11 protein-coding genes are annotated in these 19,696 nt (G+C 43.2%); 1 reads left to right on the forward strand and 10 read right to left on the reverse strand.

Annotation, left to right across the window (positions count from 1 at the left end):
* Positions 1 to 34: 34 nt before the first annotated feature.
* Positions 35 to 1,924 (reverse strand): TlpA family protein disulfide reductase, encoded by a 1,890-nt coding sequence (locus BHV73_RS01425; protein WP_286736078.1) that lies wholly within the window; start codon positions 1,922 to 1,924, stop codon positions 35 to 37.
* Between the two features lie 140 nt (positions 1,925 to 2,064).
* On the opposite strand from BHV73_RS01425, the gene BHV73_RS01430 reads away from it, so the two are divergent.
* A complete protein-coding gene (locus BHV73_RS01430) occupies positions 2,065 to 3,135 on the forward strand; it encodes an SGNH/GDSL hydrolase family protein (protein ID WP_286736080.1) in 1,071 nt (356 codons plus the stop codon).
* A gap of 170 nt (positions 3,136 to 3,305) precedes the next feature.
* Here the strand turns inward: BHV73_RS01430 and BHV73_RS01435 are convergent, their stop codons facing one another.
* The 9 genes from BHV73_RS01435 to BHV73_RS01475 all read right to left on the reverse strand — a co-directional run bounded on the left by BHV73_RS01435 (position 3,306) and on the right by BHV73_RS01475 (position 19,690).
* Positions 3,306 to 4,577 carry a sugar MFS transporter gene (locus BHV73_RS01435; RefSeq protein WP_009122763.1) on the reverse strand — a complete coding sequence of 424 codons (1,272 nt, stop codon included), beginning with the start codon at positions 4,575 to 4,577 and terminating at the stop codon, positions 3,306 to 3,308.
* Between the two features lies 1 nt (position 4,578).
* Positions 4,579 to 5,532 carry an ROK family protein gene (locus tag BHV73_RS01440; RefSeq protein ID WP_087412967.1) on the reverse strand — a complete coding sequence of 318 codons (954 nt, stop codon included), beginning with the start codon at positions 5,530 to 5,532 and terminating at the stop codon, positions 4,579 to 4,581.
* Positions 5,533 to 5,534: 2 nt separating this feature from the next.
* Complete coding sequence (locus BHV73_RS01445; protein WP_009122761.1) at positions 5,535 to 7,163, reverse strand: CehA/McbA family metallohydrolase domain-containing protein; 1,629 nt, start codon at positions 7,161 to 7,163, stop codon at positions 5,535 to 5,537.
* 19 nt (positions 7,164 to 7,182) lie between these two features.
* The gene (locus tag BHV73_RS01450; RefSeq protein ID WP_143269484.1) at positions 7,183 to 8,793 is read right to left on the reverse strand and encodes a sulfatase family protein; all 1,611 of its coding nucleotides are present in this window, start codon (positions 8,791 to 8,793) and stop codon (positions 7,183 to 7,185) included.
* Positions 8,794 to 8,883: 90 nt separating this feature from the next.
* Entirely contained in the window at positions 8,884 to 10,884 is a 2,001-nt protein-coding gene (gene hepC, locus BHV73_RS01455) for a heparin-sulfate lyase HepC (protein WP_009122759.1), read from the reverse strand.
* Between the two features lie 27 nt (positions 10,885 to 10,911).
* Positions 10,912 to 12,189, reverse strand: a complete 1,278-nt coding sequence (locus BHV73_RS01460) for a DUF4995 domain-containing protein (protein WP_087412894.1) — start codon at positions 12,187 to 12,189, stop codon at positions 10,912 to 10,914.
* A 201-nt stretch (positions 12,190 to 12,390) separates the two neighbouring features.
* Positions 12,391 to 14,118 carry a RagB/SusD family nutrient uptake outer membrane protein gene (locus tag BHV73_RS01465; protein WP_118045853.1) on the reverse strand — a complete coding sequence of 576 codons (1,728 nt, stop codon included), beginning with the start codon at positions 14,116 to 14,118 and terminating at the stop codon, positions 12,391 to 12,393.
* A 19-nt stretch (positions 14,119 to 14,137) separates the two neighbouring features.
* Positions 14,138 to 17,299, reverse strand: coding sequence for a SusC/RagA family TonB-linked outer membrane protein (locus tag BHV73_RS01470; RefSeq protein ID WP_286736085.1), 3,162 nt, complete (start codon positions 17,297 to 17,299; stop codon positions 14,138 to 14,140).
* A gap of 27 nt (positions 17,300 to 17,326) precedes the next feature.
* Entirely contained in the window at positions 17,327 to 19,690 is a 2,364-nt protein-coding gene (locus tag BHV73_RS01475; RefSeq protein WP_286736087.1) for a surface glycan-binding family protein, read from the reverse strand.
* Positions 19,691 to 19,696: the final 6 nt, after the last annotated feature.

Here is a 19,696-nt window from a genome sequence, read left to right on the forward strand (position 1 = left end):
TTTTGTAATACACCTCTTTATATATGTCCTTGTTTTAATCGGTCACTTTTAACAGTTCCTCTTTCATCTTTTCAACACCGGGAAAACCGGTTTGCTTGAATTTGATATCTCCCTTACGGTCGATAATCAAATAGGTAGGGACGCCTCTGATTCCGAAGCTTTTACTTAGATATTCCCATTGCGCGTTTGTCAGACGGTAGTGCTCTCCATGAATGTCGGGAATCATGTTTTCCCATGTCTTCTGTGGAGAAACTTCGCCTGTGATATACAGATAGACAATATCCTTATCTTTTAACTCTTCTTTCATGGGAGCCATTACTTTGTTCGCCATGCGGCAAGGACCGCACCAGGTTGCCCAGAAGTCTACTAAAAGTACCTTACCTTTGAATTTGCCGATAATGGAGGGAAATAAATCCTCATTACTTACTTCGCCTGCCTCGTTGATGGTAAAACCTGATTTTTTCTTATTGTTCTCGAGTAGCTGCAATAACTGTTCGTTGGCTTGTTGCAATGTGCGTTGATAAGCATCGGGCAGAGTGGTGATTTCAACTTTTTGGGTATCGGTCAGCGGAGTAAAGTCTTTTATACTCTGATAGAGCAATGTCGTGCGGGCGATATCGAAAAATACGCCTTTATCGGTCCCCAATCTCCGGGCGTAATCATTTTGGCGGCGTGCCGATACGTTGATTGCGTACAGGTAAGGTTGTACAAGAATAGCTTGTGGGATATTCAGATGTTTCAAGGTTTCGGTGGGAATATAATCTGCCGGTAAACTTTCGTCTAGTTTTTTGAAATAGGCTTCGGATTCATTTCTTTGCAGTTTTTTCTGTTGCAGAGCGGCCTGCGTCAACAGCCAAGGGGCTTGTGTCAATGTTTGGATTATATTCAATTCCTTTTCAAGAGAGAGTAGTTGTTTGGCACTTTGGCTGAGACTGGCATTGTCTATTTTCTGTTGAATATCTTTTGCTTTGTCAAGCATATAGGTTTTGTAGGCTGCTATATCCATGTTCCTAATCTCTTTTATTAGGGTCTGGTAATTAGTTATCATATCGGTGTTGATGCGGTTTCTATTCAACTCCTCGGATAAACTTGCCAGCGGCCCATTGATGTAGACGATTTCACCATAAGGCTTTTTGCTTTTGTGGAAAGTAGATTTTTTTCTGGATATTTCCCGCAAATTGATGTACAGTTCGCTGGTTTGTTCCGGCTCCACAAAAAAGTTTATATCTGTACCAAGAAGATTGATTGCGGCCGCTGTGGTTCCCATTACGGGGAAAGTGATATTAAAGCTTCCGTCTCGTTTGATTTCCGTTTTGATGGGGTCGGCATAACCTTTTGAGGGTTCCGACAGATATAGGGAGAGCTCTTTCATCATGCAGGGACGATAATCCAACAGCTTCCCTTTTACAGTCGTGTTACCATATTGCACAAGGGGAGCGGGGAGTGTGGCATTTTTATCTATCGGATGAGCTACGGCTTCCTGCGGTAACATTAACTTCGGCAGTTCTTTGCTTTTCAGTTGTATTCCCCAAATACTGAAAGCTCCTTCCACACCTTCCCCTTCTGTAAAGTCGATGGATGTAACTTTGGCTGGCAATGGCGGAAATACCAGTTGAAACTCTGCTTCACCGGATTCCGGCATCCAAAATTGCTTTCCGGGAGTGATGCCTATGCCGGAGCGTAATAAGTAAGTTTCTCCGTTATTGTCTTGCAGGTAACTTTCCGAGGCAATCCGTATCCAGTTTTTTGGACGGTATTTGGAGTAGATATGCAGTATAGTGGCTGTGTCGCTAAGTATTATTTTACTTACTTCGATGGAGGTCGTGTTACGTACGCAGAATGGCGGTTCTTCGATAACCCGGTTTTTGGCTTGGACGGTACAACCTACTATCAAGCCGACGATAAGTAATAGTGTTTGTCTCATAATATGTTGGTTTTTTATCAAAAATACGCATGTTTCGCAGAAGTGCAAGTATATGCGAGTTAATTGATGCAAAACGAAAGAAAATCGTATTTTTGCAAGAAACTTTGTATCTTTGGGAAATACTTAACATCATCTATAACATGAAAACAAAATCTTTTCTTTTGTGCCTTGTTTTGGCTGTATCCGCCAATGCACAAGTCGTCTATCACGACGCTTCCGCTTTTCCTCTGTTGGGAAAAGCTACCGAGACAACCCTTACACGTTACGAACGTTTGCCGGATTCTTTACAGAATATCTCCCGTAAGCCTTTATGGGAGTTAGGGCGCAACAGTGCCGGACTTGCTGTACGCTTTCGTTCTAATTCTACCCGGATTGCTGCCAAATGGGATGTATTGCTCGACAGGAATATGAATCACATGACCCCTACGGGTATTAAAGGACTTGATTTATATTGTCTGCAAGATGGAAAGTGGATGTTTGCCGGGAGCGGACGTCCGCAAGGAAAGGCGAATGAGGCGACGATGGTGAAAGATATGCTGCCGGAAGAACGTGAATATCTTTTGTACCTTTCTTTATATGATGGAGTGACTTCTCTTTCTATCGGTGTCGATTCGTTATCTCAAATTAGCGGGCCGGCAGTAGAATTACCGGTGCGTAAGAAGCCTGTCGTATTTTACGGGACAAGTATTCTGCAGGGAGGTTGCGCTTCCCGTCCGGGTATGGCGCATACCAATATTTTGGAGCGCTGGCTCAATCGGGAGTGTATTAATTTGGGATTTAGCGGTAATGCTTTATTGGATTTAGAGATAGCGCATGTGATAGCGGGTGTGGATGCTTCGGTATTTGTATTGGATTTTGTTCCGAATGCCAGTGTGGAGCAGATAAAGGAACGTACTGATAAGTTCTATTCTATTATCCGTAGCAAATATCCTGATACGCCCATACTCTTTGTGGAGAATCCTGTATTTACTCATTCCCGTTTTAATAGAACCGCTGCCAAGGAAGTGAAAGATAAGAACGAAACTTTGCATACTGTTTTTCAATCTCTCAAAAAGCGGGGAGAGAAGAATATCTATCTGCTTTCTTCCAAAGATATGATAGGGCATGATGGAGAAGCTACCGTAGACGGTGTTCATTTTACGGATTTAGGTTTTATGCGTTATGCGGAGATGTTGTATCCGGTGTTGAAGAAACATATAAAAACAGAGTAAAGGGAAGTAAATTGTAAAAGTAACTTCTCCCTGTCATTTAAAACGCAGTGAAGAATCCCTTTCTCTTATATGTATGGGAAGGAGATTCTTCACTGCGTTTTAAATGACAGGGAGAGATGTTTATCAAAGCTTAGTATTTCCCTGACATTCGTATATCAAGTTTCTCAGCCTTAAGCTTTCTTCTTGAAAAGTTCTTTCAAACAAATTGTCTTATTATTAATCAGCGGATGAGCCCAGAACCCGATGAATGTAATATAACCTACGAATACGAGGATAATCAACATACCGGTACGTAATGAAGTTGCATCCGCCAGCATACTGATAATCATCGGACCGCCGGCTCCGCCTACAATCGCCGAACACAGGATACCCGCAAACGAGCCATGATGTTGCGATGCCGAGTTCAGTGCCAGTGAGAATACGATGGAGTACATCATGGAAATGCTGAAACCGATAGCCGGGAAAGCAATGATAGATGCTTCCTTATTTCCAAAGAGCGCAGTCAGCAATAAGACGATAGTTAATCCGCCTGATATTTGGAGCAGCCGTTTACTGTCAATCAATTTCAACAGTACCATGCCTACCAAACATCCGGCAGTCATTAATCCCCAGAAATAACTTACAGCTTGCGCACCTTCTACCTGCGGGTTCACTCCGTGATATTGTTCGAGGAATGTACTCATAAAGATGGAAGTTCCCTGTTCCGTGCTGACGTAACAGAAAATACCGAGGAAGAACAACCATACGTATTTCTGCTTGAACAGTGCCAGATAAGAATCTTTTGAACCGCTCTTTTCATCTTCTTTCAACTCGATTTTCGGAAAGCGGGAAACGCTTACGGCAATCAGCATTACCAGCAATAGTAACGTAAATACCCAGTAAAGCGATACCCACGGCAAGTCGGGCGGGGTGATACCTGCCAAGAGGTCGATGAAGAAATTCCGGCCTTCCGTGTATATATCCGGATTGAGTTCGTGAATCAGGTATGTGTATACCAAAGGGCTGAGGAAAGAAGCGATACCGAATACGAATTGGGCTACCTCTGCCACGAACGCGTAGTTCTCTTCTCCGCCTACGACACGCTGTAACGGATTAATAACTGTCTGCAACATGGCCATACCCAAACCTATGATGAAAGAAGAAGCCAGCAGCACAGGGTATGTGTGCATGCAAGCAAACAACGTTGTTCCGATAAACGGCATCAGGAAGCCCAAGAACAATACCGGTTTCTCGCCGAAGCGGTCAATCATCAGTCCGGCAGGAATAGACATGATAGCATAGGCAATGAAGAAAGAAGTCGGGATGAATCCCGCCATTGCCAGGTCACTCAAATTGAAGTTATGAATAATGTCCGGAATGAGCGGTCCCAGGATATTAGTAATAAACGATATGGTAAACCAGAACGCCATGATTAGCGCCAGCATTCCTAAATTCTTTTTCATACTATTTTGTGTTTAATGAGAAGACCAGTGACGCGGCGCCGATACTTCCAGCTTTATTACCTAAAGATGCAGCCATGATTTGAGTATTCACGGCACAGTCGGCTATGGCATAACGATGTGCTTTTTCGCTGACTTTCCGGATATAGAAGTCGCCGGCTTCGGACAGTCCGCCACCTATTACGATGCGTTGCGGGCTGAAGATGTTGATGAATCCGGCGATGCCATGTCCCAGAAAGTCACAATGCTCGTCCAAGCACTCTGTCGCCAGTTCGTTTCCTTCTTTATAAAGGCGTACGATAAGCTCTCCGTTGATGTCTTCACCCGGGAATGAGACACCGGCTTCAGCGGCACGTTTGCTGAAACGGCGTACCAGTGCCGAAGTGGATGCATAATGCTCCAGGCATCCCACGGAACCGCATGCGCAAGGTTCACCATTAGCGATAAGGGGCACATGTCCCAGTTCGGTACCGCGGTTGGCAAAACCGTTGAACAGTTTACCGTCGATAACCACTGCGCCGCCGATACCGGTTCCTACGGTCAGGAACACGACATTCTTTGCACCTTGTCCGGCACCGTACATCGTTTCTCCCAACCCCATCAGGTTGGCGTCATTGCCCATCTGTACAGGCAGGCCGGTTTCCGCTTCAATGCGGTCGGCAAGATTCAGATTCTCCCAACCCTTGATGTTCTCGGCTCCACCCAATACTATGCGGTTCGTTTCGTCCACAATACCGGGAGTACCTATACCTATACCTTCTACCGCTACTCCGAGTTGCAGGGCCGAAGCCATCACCTCTTTGCAGGCGGTTACCAATTGACCGATTACCGCTTCCGCGGATACGTCGGCTTTTGACGGTAACTTCCCTTGAAAGTGAAATACGCCTTCATTATCAATAAGGGCGTATTTCACAGAAGTACCGCCAAGGTCAATTCCTATAGCGTATTTTTTCATAATTATCAAACTCTTTCAGCCCAGATAGGAGAACTCCAAGCCCATTGTCCGTCGCGCTGACGTACACGTACGTAGTAATAATCGGTGTCACGCTGAGGTTCTTTGTCTTCCATGTAGTGTTCTACGGTGAAGCAGCTTTCAGGCATGGCGCGGTTAAAGAGAATAGCTTCGCTCAACCAGCCGATCATGAAGTGAGAACGGGAACCTTCAAGCAGTTCGCCCAATGTGTGTTCGAACTTCTTGCCGTTGAAGTCTGCGGTAAGTATTCCGTCCTTCGGCATTTCCAGGTCGAGGATTACCGCCTGCATGGCTGCGGTGGTCGTATTCGGGTTCTTGCTGCTGTACAAATCCAGTTCCGTTTCTTTCTCGCCCACGGAGAGAATACGATTTACGTGTGTCTTGAACTCGTGTTCGCCCTCTTGGGGAGAAGTGAAGGCTGCGCCACGGAAGCAAGGAGTAACGCTTACGATACGGCCCTTGTTTACCGACAGCTTACCTTGCCAGTGTACGTACTTTTCTTCGCGGTTCCAACCGAAATCAACTTTTACTTTGCAACGGACGGTATCGCCTTCCGGTGCAACCGGAGTTAACGGGCCGTTCATGCGGGCCAATATCTGACCGTTTTTGACAATGTCTACATAATCGATGCAGCTTTCGCCGGTTACATTCAAGTAGATACGACGGCTGTTGCCACGGACAACATCACCCATGAAAGCGTCATTAAGACGGAAGTCGATTATTATTTTATCACCGGTGGCGGCGCATACGTGGCGGGTACGAAGAGCTTCCCAGATAGCGTCACGAGTCAATGACGGAGCCAGAACACCGATACGTCCGTCACCGTAGCTGCCCGGATAACCGGAGTGCTGGTCGGTAGAAGCCATGATACCGAATTTGTGGCCTTGATCCAGACCGTATTGGATAGTGCCTTCCCATTGGCGGGGACCCATATCGTGCAGATACGGATAATCGCCCTGGTCGCTTTCTGCCAAACCGTGGCGGGAATACATTTCGACGAACGGAGTAATATCTCCTTCGGTGAAGCATTTCCAGTTGTAGCCGCGATAACCGCCCTGATAACCCATGTGGTGCGGAGTGACGAATACTTTATGTCCTTTGGCTTTCTCTTTCCAGTCTTCGATGGAAGTACATTCCACAAGCGGTGCGTCCAAGTCATAGTTCAGCGCTACGTGGTCGCCATGCTCCATACTGTGTGCCTCGTATCCTACGAAAGTAAGGAATTCGCCTTCCTTATTGTATTCGTTGGTCATCTTTACATATTTCTCATAACCGCCTTCGCGCAAACGCTTGAAAGCTCCGGTATGATAGTCGATTACCCATTTCAGACGGGGATCGTTTGCACCCGGAATATCCGGCCACATAGCGTGGGGAGTTACGCTGACAAAGTCCAACTGGCCTTTGGCCGCTTCAAAAGCATCGCGCATATCGCCGTGTCCGTAAGTAATGTTACAGTGGTTATGTAAGTCACCCCAGAAAACTTTAAGGTTGCTTGCCGACGGCATAATTTTCTTTGCTTCTTTGCTTCCTGCTACGCAAGAGCCGAGCAGGCTTCCTGAAGCTGCCAGTCCGAGAAAAGACCAGCCTGTGTTTTTTAGAAAACTTCTTCTATCCATGATAATAAATTTAATGGTTTTATCTGTTTTTCATCAATCTTCTGTCACCCTTGAAAAGCTCGTTTACTTTTTCGTCGGGGTCATTGTCATTGTATTGCTTTTGAGTGTCTTGCAGCAGTTGCATCAGCTCTTTCTGTTTTTCAGCGTATTCCGGTTTACCGAACACATTGTTCATTTCGCGCGGATCGGCTTTCATATCATACATTTCCCATTCGTCGATGTCGTTATAGAAATGAATCAGTTTGAAGTCCTGTGTGCGAATACCGTAATGACGTTTCACCGAGTGCTCTGCGGGATACTCGTAATAATGATAGTAGGCAGCTTTACGCCAGTCTGCGGGAGTTTTGCCTTCATTCTCTAATACGGGTTTCATGGAAGTTCCCTGAATATCCGATGGAATTTCCACTCCGGCAAAGTCAAGGAAAGTAGGAGCGAAGTCCACATTCATACAGATTGCGTTACTTGTGCTGCCGGCTTTAATGGCTTTGGGGTAACGGATGATAAGCGGCATGCGCTGGCATTCCTCATACATGAAGCGTTTGTCGAACCAACCGTGCTCGCCGAGGAAGAATCCCTGGTCGGAAGTGTAGACAATGATTGTATTATCCAGCTCGCCAATCTTTTCAAGATAGTTCAAAAGGCGGCCGATATTTTCGTCTACCGACAGTACGGTAGACAGATAGTCGCGCATATATTGCTGATACTTCCAGCTGACTAACGCTTTACCTTTCAAGTTGCCCTTGCGATATTCGGCAATGCGTTGCGCATACACTGAATCCCATTTGTCCTGTACATCGGCAGGCATACGCTTGTACACGCTGTAAAGCCTGTTGGTGGTATCTTTCAGCATTTCTTCACGAGTCAGCAACTTCAAATCCCAGTCGTTGGTCAGGGTATGTTCGATGGACATATCCTGTTCGCGGGCGGCTCTGCCGCGTCCTTCATAATCGTCAAACAGATTGGCGGGTTCCGGGAATGTAGTATTGTTGAATATGCCCAGATGGCGTGGGGCCGGCATCCAGTTACGGTGCGGAGCTTTCTGATGATACATCATGCAGAACGGTTTGTTCTTGTCCCTGCCTTCGAGGAATTTGATAGCCTTATCTGTAATGATGTCCGTGGCATAACCTTTCTCTACGATATGTTTGCCATCTTCCCAGAAATCGGGATCGTAATAATCTCCCTGTTCGTGCTGGCCACTGAGAATACTCCAATGATCAAAACCTTGCGGTTCGCTGATAAGGTGCCATTTACCAATCATAGCCGTTTGATACCCGGCTTGCTGAAGCAGTTTCGGGAATGTTTGCTGGTCGCCGTTGAAGGTACTTGCATTATCCGTAAAACCGTTTTCGTGGCTGAACTTACCGGTAAGGACACATGCGCGTGACGGGCCTGAAAGAGCATTGACAGCGTAACAGTTATCCATGCGGATGCCCTCATTGGCTATACGGTCCATATTGGGAGTTTGCAGGAGGTTACCACCGTAACAAGACATGGCTTGTGTGGTATGGTCATCCGTCATCATGAAGATAATGTTCGGACGCTTGGGCTCTTCTTTTTTCTGGCTGGCGCAAGAAGCAAGACTTAATGTCGCTAACGGAAGAAGCAGGTTGGGGAGATTGTTTTTCATAATTGGATTGATTTGTTATAATCCTTTGGTAAATAAGTAAGTGTTGAAAATTAGTTTATACCAGATAGTATAAACTAATTTTCAGTATTATTATAATTTGTAATTTAGAGACTGTTTCTTACCGTTTACTTTCACCTCTACTTCCAGTCCGTTTTCATTGAATGCTTTGTTTTTGAACTTGGCAGATAATTTGGGGGCATCTGCACTGTTCTTAATCGGACAGATAACGGTAATGTAACGTACGGCATCTTCGCTGTCTTTCTTTGCGTTGAACGATACATTCATACGGTTGTAGCGTTTGCGGTAAGCGGTTGAACACCAACCCGGCTCTTTCTTCATAGTCATACCTTCGGGACCGAAGCATTGCAGTTTCATGTTGCTTCCTTCTTCAAACTGAGTAACGAAAGTCATGTCTTCGCGGCTGTTGGCGATTTTGCCTTTCGGCATCTGATAGTGCAGGTTGATAGAACCCTTTTGGCTTCCTACCATTTCGTCTACAATTACGAAGTAGCTGTTGTCTACGAAGAATACGGAACGACGGTGTTTCAAGTTTTTGTAGCTCGGGTTTTCGGTAACCAATATCTGTACATTACCTTCCGGCTGCCACAGTTTGGTTACAGATTCAGTCTGATCCAGATTCTTGTTGTTCAGAGTTACGGTGTTGTGTACGCAAGTCTGACGGTGCCAGTTACGTTGTTCCATTACTTCTCCTTCACCGGCGTATACATAAGAACCGGAATCGGGGAACAGGTTCTTACCGTTGAACCAGAGTTCGAAAGTACCGTTATCCGGTTGGCAGTGCCAGAAAGCTTTCGGGCCGGCCTTTACAACCATTTGTGTGGCATCCGTTCCCCAAGAGTTACGGAATACGAAGAAACCGGATTTCAAGAAACCTTTAGAGAGATATTCGGGCAATGCGCCTTCTTTACCATCGGTTGCCAGATACTTGATGAACTGGTTCTTCGGGAACATCTTGCTCCAGCTACGGTAGTTCTTCAGCATTTCTTTCTTATTGGTCAGCTTGGCATCGCTGAAACACGGGTTGGTGTAGTCAGGGAAAGAAATGTTGGCATAGAATACAATCATGTTTTCAATTGTATTCAGGTATTCTTGCGGGAACTCGTTGCGGAAACCGTTCAAGTCGGCAATGTTCAATGCTTTACAGAAGATATTGATAGCAGCGAGGTGATAGTGCGGGTCAAGCTCGAACTGTCCGCCGTCATTGTATACCTGTACATTGATTTCACGGTTCATGATGTCGATACCGCTCTTTCTCCAGGCAGCTGCTTCTTTGAATTCGGGGAAGAAAGCTCCGGCATAAATCATACGCTGTGCTTCGAACAGCAGGTGATTACCTTGCTTGGAATAATTACCCAATATATGTATGGCATGTTTGTGATAGTTTACCAGGAACTCAGTCAGGAACTCCGGTGTGAAAGAGGGAGACGGGAGGAACAACTGGAACTGTGAGGTCTGGTCTTGCAGACGGTTGCTCACTTCCAGCGGACGCCATGCGAAGCGTACATTCTCTGCGTCATCTTTCAGTTGGGTATTTCCTGTCAGTTCATATTCGTTCTTGTTTATCTTCACCAACGGGTTTTTCTTAATCCAGTCAATGTATTGCTTCGTCCATTCGGCGGCATATTTTTCGTCACCGCTTACACGATAAGCCTTACCCATGGGAGTAAACCATTTGTGGCGGTGCAACTGCCAGCGCAATTCGTTATCTTTCACCGGCCAGTATCTCCAGTCGATGTCTTCACCGTAATTGAATGACGGTTGATAACCTTTGTGAGCAAAGAATGTATGCTGTAGAGCATCGTCCGCCATTTTCTGGTCATCTTTGCTGATAGTCACTTTCTTAAGGTTGATGTCCGGAGTTTTCACGTTGGTACGTGCGCGGTAGTAGTCGAGTAATGCTTTGGCCGCATCGGCGTCTTTGCCTTCCTGATGCAAAGTCTTTACTTTCTCCAATCCGGGATAGTCCAGATTAAGGAGCGAGAATACCTCAGTCTTCAGTTCCTGGGCATTTGCTTTTCCAACGAAGCAAGCAAGAGCCAGCAGGACGATATATTTGAAAGTCTTATTCATAATGTTTGTCGATTTATAGTTCAGGTATTAGAGATTTTTATAGCTGATGCCTTTCAAATCCATGAAACGCTTCAAAGCTTCCATATAGTAGTAGTCCGCATAGTTCAGCGGAGTATCGATTTCCGAACCGTTAGGTAATGAACCGGTCGAGTGCATCAGGATGAATCCCTGGTTGTCGCCAACCTTTGCCAGATAAGCGTCGCTTGACAAGCTCTTCAAGATTTTCTCTGCGTAGTCCAGATATTTCTTTCCGTCGGGTACCATCGTACTCAGCTCTATCAGTGCGGAAGCGGTTACTGAAGCGGCAGATGCGTCACGCGGAGTTTCCTCGGTTACGGGAGCGTCATAGTCCCAGTAAGGAATGGCGTCGTCGGTCTTAACGCGATCCATAATCATGTCAGCCACTTTTACGGCGAAGTTCAGGAAAGTAGTGTCTTGTGTTTCGCGATAGCAAGCAGTATAGCCGTATACAGCCCATGCTTGTCCGCGTGCCCATGAAGAGTCGTCGTTCTTGCCTTGGAATGTTTGTTTCTTTTCTACCGTACCGTCGTTGTTGTAGCTGACTACGTGCCAGCAAGTATAGTCGGGGCGGAAGTGGTTGTTCATGGTAGTCATTGCGTGTCTGACGGCAATATCCTTATAAGAGTTGTTACCGGTTGCTTTGGCTACATTGAACAGGAGATCCAGGTTCATCATATTGTCGATGATAACGGGGAAGTTCCAGGTTCCGAAGTCCCATGAACGGATAGCTGAAATGGAGTCGTTGAAACGTCCGCACAAGTTGTCGGCGGTTTCTTTCATTACGGCTGCAATGGTATCGTTAGGAGCCAGACGCTCTGCATTACCATAGCTGCAATTTACCATGAAGCCCAAGTCGTGCGTACCGGTGTAGTAACGAACGGGGTTCAGCAGGTTAGTATATTGAATAGCCCATGTTTTCAGTGTATCGTTGCCCGTCAATTCGTAAGCATACCATAAAGAGCCCGGGTAGAAACCGCTAGTCCAGTCATAAACGCTGCATAGGCGGCGTTTTCCCAGTTGGTCGGCTGCGGGGTGCGCGCGTAAAGAATCTTTGAAGGTGTCTTCACCTCTTTCTAATTGGCGGCACAGGAAGTCCATGTCATAGCCTGTGCGAATAGAACGCGGCAACATATTAGTGGATGAGATTTCTTCTGCGGTTAATGTTAATTGTGCAGAAGCTACATCCAGGCCTTTTTTAATCCAACTGTAGTCTTCCTTAGGCTGTGTCTGGCATGATGCAAAAGTCAGCGCACCCAAAGCTAAGAGAACAAGGTTTTTTTTCATGTTATTCGTTTTTAATGTAATTGATTTTAGTAGGTTTTGTAACGAAAGCAAAGCTAACGGATTTTTTATAGTTTTTGTAGTAAGAATGTTGAAAAGGCAATTAATCCGCGTTCTTCGAATGTCACTTTTGTTGAAAAGAGTTTAGATAATCTCCAATATGCCTCGGGTAGGGGCATATTGGAGATATATTTAGGGTGATTGTTACCAACCCGGGTTCTGTTTGAACTGGGTACACAAGTCCATTTCGCGTTGCGGGATGGGCATTAGTTCGTGTTTTCCTTTTTCTGTGTAGTCATATACAACGTAATTAGCACTACTCCACCAGTTCTTTAATGCGTTATATGTATTTTGTACTGTTTCATAATACACACCCCAGCGTACTAAGTCGAGGCGTCGATGACCTTCGAATGCTAATTCGTAGGCACGTTCTTTATGAACGGCTTCACGGAAAGCTGTTTGATCCAATCCCTCCTTTAAGCTATAGTCTTTGTTGATTGTTCCATCTGCTTTTGTATAACCGCGTTTGCGAACTTTATTAATAGCAGCATAAGCCTCTGTGGTGGGGCCGCCTTTCCATTCGTTCAAGGCTTCTGCATATAGTAACAGTACATCTGCATAACGTAATACATACCAGTTTACAGTTGATTTATCATTGTTGATGAAAGGTATACTTTCCATGTATTTGTCAATATCCCATTTGGCCGGAGTATAAGTTTGTTTAGCTTTTTGAGACTTTTCAGGATCCAGGTCTTTACTTAACGCAGTAGCAGTATTGTCGTTGGGAATACTGGCTGCCAAGTAGTAATCATCCAAGTAAACAGCACCGGTTTTACTGTCGTTATGACCGTGCTTGTAGTTAGCTATAGATAAGTTCTGACGTCTGTCGGGACTTATGCCGGTGATTTCATCAGGCTTGGCTTCTTCTCTCCAATCAAGTACGAATGAATGAACAACCTGAACGTTGGCTGCAGTACTTCCGCTACGACCTGCATCGACTGTAGTTTTAACTCCGTTCCATTTTCCAATACGACCCACAGGATCACTATTTCCAGAATATGTAGGAGAGTAGAAAGATATTTCAATCAAACTTTCCGTTGGGTCCCAAATACCGTTACAAGTGTTTTTCCATAATTGTTCGTAGTCGTTCAGTAAATCATGTTTACCCGATTCTACTAAGATACGTGCAGTTTTTGCGGCAGCTTCCCACTTACTTGTATCTTGTATGGGGTATCCTGCCCAAGTGGCATACACTTTAGCGAGTAATCCCAATGCTGCTCCTTTTGAGAAACGATAATCGTTACTACTGCGGTAAGTATCATCTTTTGCATACGGCAGAATGTCGCAAGCGTATAACAAATCTTCTTCAATTAACTTATAGACATCTACAGGATCGGCCTGTACAAAGGTCGACGGATGTTGGTTGGACATAGCTGTACTCGTCATTAAAGGAATGTTTCCCCAGCGGCGGACTAATTCGAAGTAATACAATGCTCTTAGGGCTCTTGCTTCGGCAATGTAGATAGTCGCCAACTGTTTATCGGACTCGTTGTATGAATCCATTTTTACAGATATGCGTTCCAAAAAATCGTTTGCATTATAAATACCCGTATAGAGAGAAGCCCATGAAGTCTGCACTTCGGCTTGCGAAGCAGAATATGCATTGGTAGGCAAAATACGGAAATTCTCGGTAGTGCTTCCTTCTACTTGTGAGATATCAGTTCCCATAGAAAAGTAGATGGAGAGATGATAACCGTACATTCCTTCTTCTATCGTAGAGCGATATACACCGAGCAATACATCCTGTGCTTCTTTAGCATCATTTAGATATTTGTTTTTCTCTACTTCAGTACTACTTTCTTCTTCCAAAGAGCATGCAGCGGGAAGAAAGCATAAGGCTAAAATTCCTATATAGTATATAAACTTTTTCATATGTATATTATTTTATGAATTAGAATTGAAGGTCGATTCCCACAGTGAATACTCGGCTCTTAGGATAAGCACCCCAGTCCAGACCCGGCATCATCGGATTACTCAGACTGTTTACTTCCGGGTCATAACCGCTGTAGTTATTCAGACAGAACAAATTCTGACCGGTAACATATACACGGAGTCTGGAAGCGTGGAACTTGTTTGTCCATTTCTTTGGCAAGGTATATCCAAGTGTCACATTTTTCAGACGTAAGAATGAACCGTCTTCTACAAAACGTGAATATACATCGTTTGTGATATAGCCTCTGTAAGAAGGTACCAAATTAGATGCATTGGTAGGACTCCAGCGATCGGCTACTTCAGCAAGCATATTGCGACGTCCGCTACGGCTTTGTGTGGCATACAAACGGGTAGCATTATAGATGTCGTTGCCATAGTTGAACTGGAACATAAAGCTTAAATCGAATCCTTTGTATTCAAAAGTATTAGTGATACCACCAAACCATTTCGGCATGGCATTACCAATTACTGTACGGTCATTGGTCGTGATATCACCGTCACCGTCTTGGTCTTTATATTTTACAGCACCCGGAACAGCTCCGTTTTGTGCACCTTTCTCACCTGTATTATAACGTGTATTGTTAGTTATTCCTGGTTTCAATACTAAATTACCATTCGTATCGGTATAAAAATCATCGTACTGATAGATACCGTCAAATTCATAACCATAAATCAATCCCAGAGATTCGCCAACTTTAGCGATATAATCATAACCGGTGAAATTGCTATCGAAACCGGAACGTGCGTACATATGGCTTGCGCCGTCTGCCAATGCTTTCAACTCATTTCGGATAAATGAGATATTGAAATTGGTATTCCATGTGAACTCTTTAGTCTGTATATTAGTAGAGGTTATACTTAATTCGATACCCTTGTTTTGGATTTTACCGATATTCTGCCATTGCGAAGTGAAACCGGTGGCTTGTGCCAATGATTGTGCCAACAATAGATCTTTAGTGTTCTTGATAAAGAAATCAGCAGTTACATTCAAACGGTTATCAAAGAAACCTAAATCTAAACCTAAGTTGACAGAACTTGAACCCTCCCATTTCAAATTAGAGTTTTTCAATTGTTTCGGTGTCAACACGGTAACTGTACTGTTACCCATACCATATTTACTGTCTGTATATAAATCCATAGACAAGTAATTGCTGATACGGTCATTACCCACGATACCCCAACCGAAGCGTACTTTGAAATTGGAAAGCCATTTAAGGTCTTTCATAAACGCTTCTTCTGACACACGCCACGCAGCAGAGAATGAAGGGAAGAAACCCCATTTATTCTTGTTGGAGAATACGGTAGAACCGTCAGTACGTACAGTTGCCGTCAACAGGTAACGGTTGTCGTAGTTATAGTTGGCACGGGCAAAGAAAGAAAGTAGGGTCTTATCATAATAGTTACTGTTTACTTTACTTGGAGTAGCGCCAAGTCCCAAGTTGTTGTTACCTAAGTTATCAAATGGAAAGTCCATAGCTTCACCAAGCAGATACTCGCTGCTTCTGAAAGAAACTTCATGAGCTAACATTACATCATAGTTATGTTTTTTCACTTTGTCTTTCCATGTCAATGTATTCGTATTGGTCCAGCGAACATCGCGTCCCATTTGTGTACGTCCGTAAGGTTTCTGTCCATTACGGTAGGCTTCTTTTGAACCGTCTCTATAGAATATATCTGTGCGGCTGTTGGTTGTATTATAAGAGCCGCTGGTTTTGAATGTCAGTCCTTTTATAATTTGCCAGTTTACTGCAGCATTAGCCGACCACATTTCGGCACGTTTGTCATTTGTTACGGATTCTGCCTGTTTCACAGGGTTTACCTGTGCCAAGCTTTCACCTGTACTTAGCATTTCAGGGTCAATGGCTGATTCTAAAAGTTCCTCATTAGTCATTTTTAAACCACCTGTAGGACGTGCACTTAATATCTGTGCCAACATGTTGAAACGTCCTGAATCACCGGATGTTCCTACACCCTTGCGATTGGTCATAGCATAGTTTACAGTCAGATTGAAAGAAACTTTCTTATTTATTTTCTGATCCAAGCGGAATTTGGCAGTAGTTCTGTCAAAGCCACTATTTTTGAAAATACCGTTTTCTACATAACGTGAGAGTGAACCATTGTATTTAGTATTGTCGGTACCGCCCATAATACTTATATTATGATCTTGTGACCATGTTGGGTTGAATGTTTCACCTTGCCAGTCTACTCCGGCTACTCCGATATAGTCGTCAAGTGTCTGGTATTTATAAGGATTACCGTCTGCGTCATTTTCAGCTTTGAAGTAAGTACCACTATAATTTTCATTGACTTCTCCCTGCAATTTTACGAATTCATATGGAGAAAGCAAATCCAGCGTCTTTGAGATTTTACGGTAGGTGGCGGAACCGTTATAAGAAACAGTTGTCTTGCCTACTTTACCAGATTTTGTAGTGATTAATACCACACCATTGGCTGCACGTGCACCGTAGATAGCAGATGATGAGGCATCTTTCAGTACTTCGATAGATTCAATGTCAGAGTTTGAAAGATAATCTATGTCTGAAACTTCGAAGCCGTCCACAATATAAAGTGGAGAAGCGTCTCCGGTTAATGTTCCTACACCACGGATGCTGATATTGAAACCTGCCCCCGGAGTACCGTCAGTAGAGGTGATTTGCACACCGGCGATTTGACCGCCTAAAGCTCCGGCAACAGAACTGGTTTGGAAACCTTCGATATCCTTAGAAGCTACGGAAGCAACAGAACCTGTCAAGTCACTTTTTTTCATGGTACCATAACCTACTACAATTACTTCATCCAACGTTTTGCTGTCAGGAACTAATTGTACTGTTATTTGTGTCTTGCCTTGCAGACGGACTTCTTGCGTCAAATATCCGATGTAGCTGACTACCAATGTGGCATTTTTCTTTACTTTAAGTGTAAAGTTTCCATCCAAGTCGGCTGCAACACCGTTATTTTCTCCTTTTACTTGAATTGTAGCACCAATTAGAGGCTCTTTGTTTTCGTCGAGTACAGTTCCTTTCACTGTTACACCTTGTGCGAACGTGATAATGGAGACGAGGAGAGCCAAGAGGGTAATGTACCCTCTTTTGCTCAGTGTATGATATGCTGGTTTATACATAATGTTTTTTACTTTTTTGTTGGATTATTAGTTGCCTTCATAGGTTTCGTCGAACCAAATGATGAGAGGGAATACAGAGACATTATTGGTTGTTTGTAGGTCAGCTGTTCCACCATATACGTTAAATCTCATTTGTCCTATCATAGCTCCATTGGGATATTTACCATCAGTTCCAATCCATTTTGTGGGGTCGATATATAATTGGTTTGATTGGTTGATATATCCTGCTTTTGTCCCTTGGTCTTTGTTACCTTTTTCATCGTAAAAACGCATTGGAGAATTATCCGTTTTAGTAACGATACCACAATTATCCCAAACTTGATATAACATTGTTGATGCAGTTTGATTATTTCCTGTTGCATGTTCAGAGTTTTCATCAAAATTGCAATATGAATAAGCAGAATTATAATCCCAAACTAAGTTATCAGTAGGCAGTTCTTTTGTACAGAAATTTCTTTGGATTCCTTCTGGGTTATTGGCATTTGCATTTATTACATAGACTTTATAATTGAAAGGAGCACAAACACCTGTTTTAGGATTGGCTTTTACAACGAATGGAGTGCAAATTAAAGTTTGATTTTCTGTTGTGGGGCTCTCTCCAGATGTGAGATTTTTCTTCTCAACTTTTGGCGTACTGATGAAAATGGGTATTTTTTTTGTAACAGAAGGAGCGCCATTGCCAGATGCAGTAACTTCAATTTGGAATACACACCCAGTATAGTTGCCACCTCCAGAAAAGTTTCCGTTGTTTGTTTTTGTAAATGTAATAGTTCCTCTATTATCGATATTAGCACCATTGATAATATTAGGATTTCCAATATAATTATCCTTTATAATTTTATATGTAAAGTTAGAGTTTCCTTCATTATCCGTATTTTGACGAGGAATATCGACTACATCTCTAATATGGATGAATCTAAATAGATTTCTATTATAACTATATGTAGCTTCTGAACAAGTTGTACTAATATGATTAGTTTTTGTAGGATCTATTAGTATTTCATTTTCAATATTAGTACCCCAACTTACGTATGTAAAACTATTTGGGTTTTTAAGAACTGTTACAGAAAGAGCTTTTACTACACCTTCTTCATTTTTCTTATTGGTTACTCGAACCTGAATTTCATGAGTCTTTGCTGCTAGGGTATGGTTATTGGCGATTGAAATAGCACCGGTTCCTGAGTTGATTGAAATGATATTTTGTGCAATTTGGGTTTTAATTTCATCGCTGTTACTTTCGTCGAACTGGAATGTAGGTGCACCTCCAATAAAACCTTGGTCAGGGAGTTGGTTTTCTAGGGACCCTCCTTGTTGATAGAGTTTATCAACTGCAGTATAGTGGAATGTTTCCGGTTGAATAGGTTCAATGAAAGCTACAATCTTAGCAGAATAAACCGCTTCAAAATCTGAACTACCATAAGTGTTCTCTACTGTGATAGTAAAGACATAAGGGGTTCCGCTCTCTGTAAGTGGATGATTTTCAGGTAAACTTATTTGTCCAGTTGTTTCATCGATTATAAAAGCATTGGTTTCTGGAGTAACAGATTTGATTGCAAATTTTAAACCTTCTTTTGTACCTTCGATTGTGGGTATTACGGATTTACCTTCTACTTGAACTTCAAAGAGGTCAGGCAGAGATTCTTGCTCTATATAGAACAGATTACGGGGTTTGGAAACAACTTTGAAAGTTACCGCATCAGCATACATATGTTCACCTGCTTTAGTTGTCAGCTTTAAACTAAGTGTATAGCTTTCGCCTGCAATCAGTTGTTGTTCTGTAGTACCTGATTTAATCGTAATTTTACCCTCATTATTAATGGAGAAATATTCTAAATAAGGTTTACTTTCGTCTTGTGCGATAGCGTAATTAGTAATACTTACATGTTTATCTTTTTCAGTTGTTACTTGTGCACTGGCTTCTACCCAGTTTTCCTCGTCTTGGTTTACTAATACTTCTGCCGGTTCCACAGTTACACCTTCAGGAACGGCTAATAGCATGTTTACTTGTACGGCATCTTTAAAATTGTAGAAATTGCCATTGGAATAACAACCCACACTGATATTGTAAAGACCAGCCGACATCGTTTCTGTATTTTGGATAGTTATTTCGCCTGTTTCGGCATTTATCACGAAGTTATCCTCATTACTATAGGTTTCATCATTGAGTGTAACATTAGTAATAGTAAAATCGTATGGCGCACTTCCTTTGTATGTAGGTGCTTTTAGTGTATATGACATACTGGGGCCTATGTCTGTTACTCCTAAATAATGGAGAATAAATCCTGTTGAATCAGTAGTTTCTGTTTTGTCACAAGAACTACATAACACTGCTAATACGGCTATAATGGATAGACGTAATAAGCTAAATGTATTTGATAATTTAGATTTCATATTATG

It is taken from the genome of Bacteroides sp. 44_46 (assembly GCF_001915465.1).
Lineage (GTDB): Bacteria > Bacteroidota > Bacteroidia > Bacteroidales > Bacteroidaceae > Bacteroides > Bacteroides clarus.

Bases quoted from the DNA above. Each gene is read 5' to 3' on its own strand.
- BHV73_RS01445 (WP_009122761.1), bottom strand. From the start codon at position 7,163: ATGGATAGAAGAAGTTTTCTAAAAAACACAGGCTGGTCTTTTCTCGGA.
- BHV73_RS01435 (WP_009122763.1), bottom strand. From the start codon at position 4,577: ATGAAAAAGAATTTAGGAATGCTGGCGCTAATCATGGCGTTCTGGTTT.
- BHV73_RS01475 (WP_286736087.1), bottom strand. From the start codon at position 19,690: ATGAAATCTAAATTATCAAATACATTTAGCTTATTACGTCTATCCATT.
- BHV73_RS01460 (WP_087412894.1), bottom strand. From the start codon at position 12,189: ATGAAAAAAAACCTTGTTCTCTTAGCTTTGGGTGCGCTGACTTTTGCA.
- BHV73_RS01425 (WP_286736078.1), bottom strand. From the start codon at position 1,924: ATGAGACAAACACTATTACTTATCGTCGGCTTGATAGTAGGTTGTACC.
- BHV73_RS01450 (WP_143269484.1), bottom strand. From the start codon at position 8,793: ATGAAAAACAATCTCCCCAACCTGCTTCTTCCGTTAGCGACATTAAGT.
- BHV73_RS01465 (WP_118045853.1), bottom strand. From the start codon at position 14,118: ATGAAAAAGTTTATATACTATATAGGAATTTTAGCCTTATGCTTTCTT.
- hepC (WP_009122759.1), bottom strand. From the start codon at position 10,884: ATGAATAAGACTTTCAAATATATCGTCCTGCTGGCTCTTGCTTGCTTC.
- BHV73_RS01470 (WP_286736085.1), bottom strand. From the start codon at position 17,299: ATGTATAAACCAGCATATCATACACTGAGCAAAAGAGGGTACATTACC.
- BHV73_RS01430 (WP_286736080.1), top strand. From the start codon at position 2,065: ATGAAAACAAAATCTTTTCTTTTGTGCCTTGTTTTGGCTGTATCCGCC.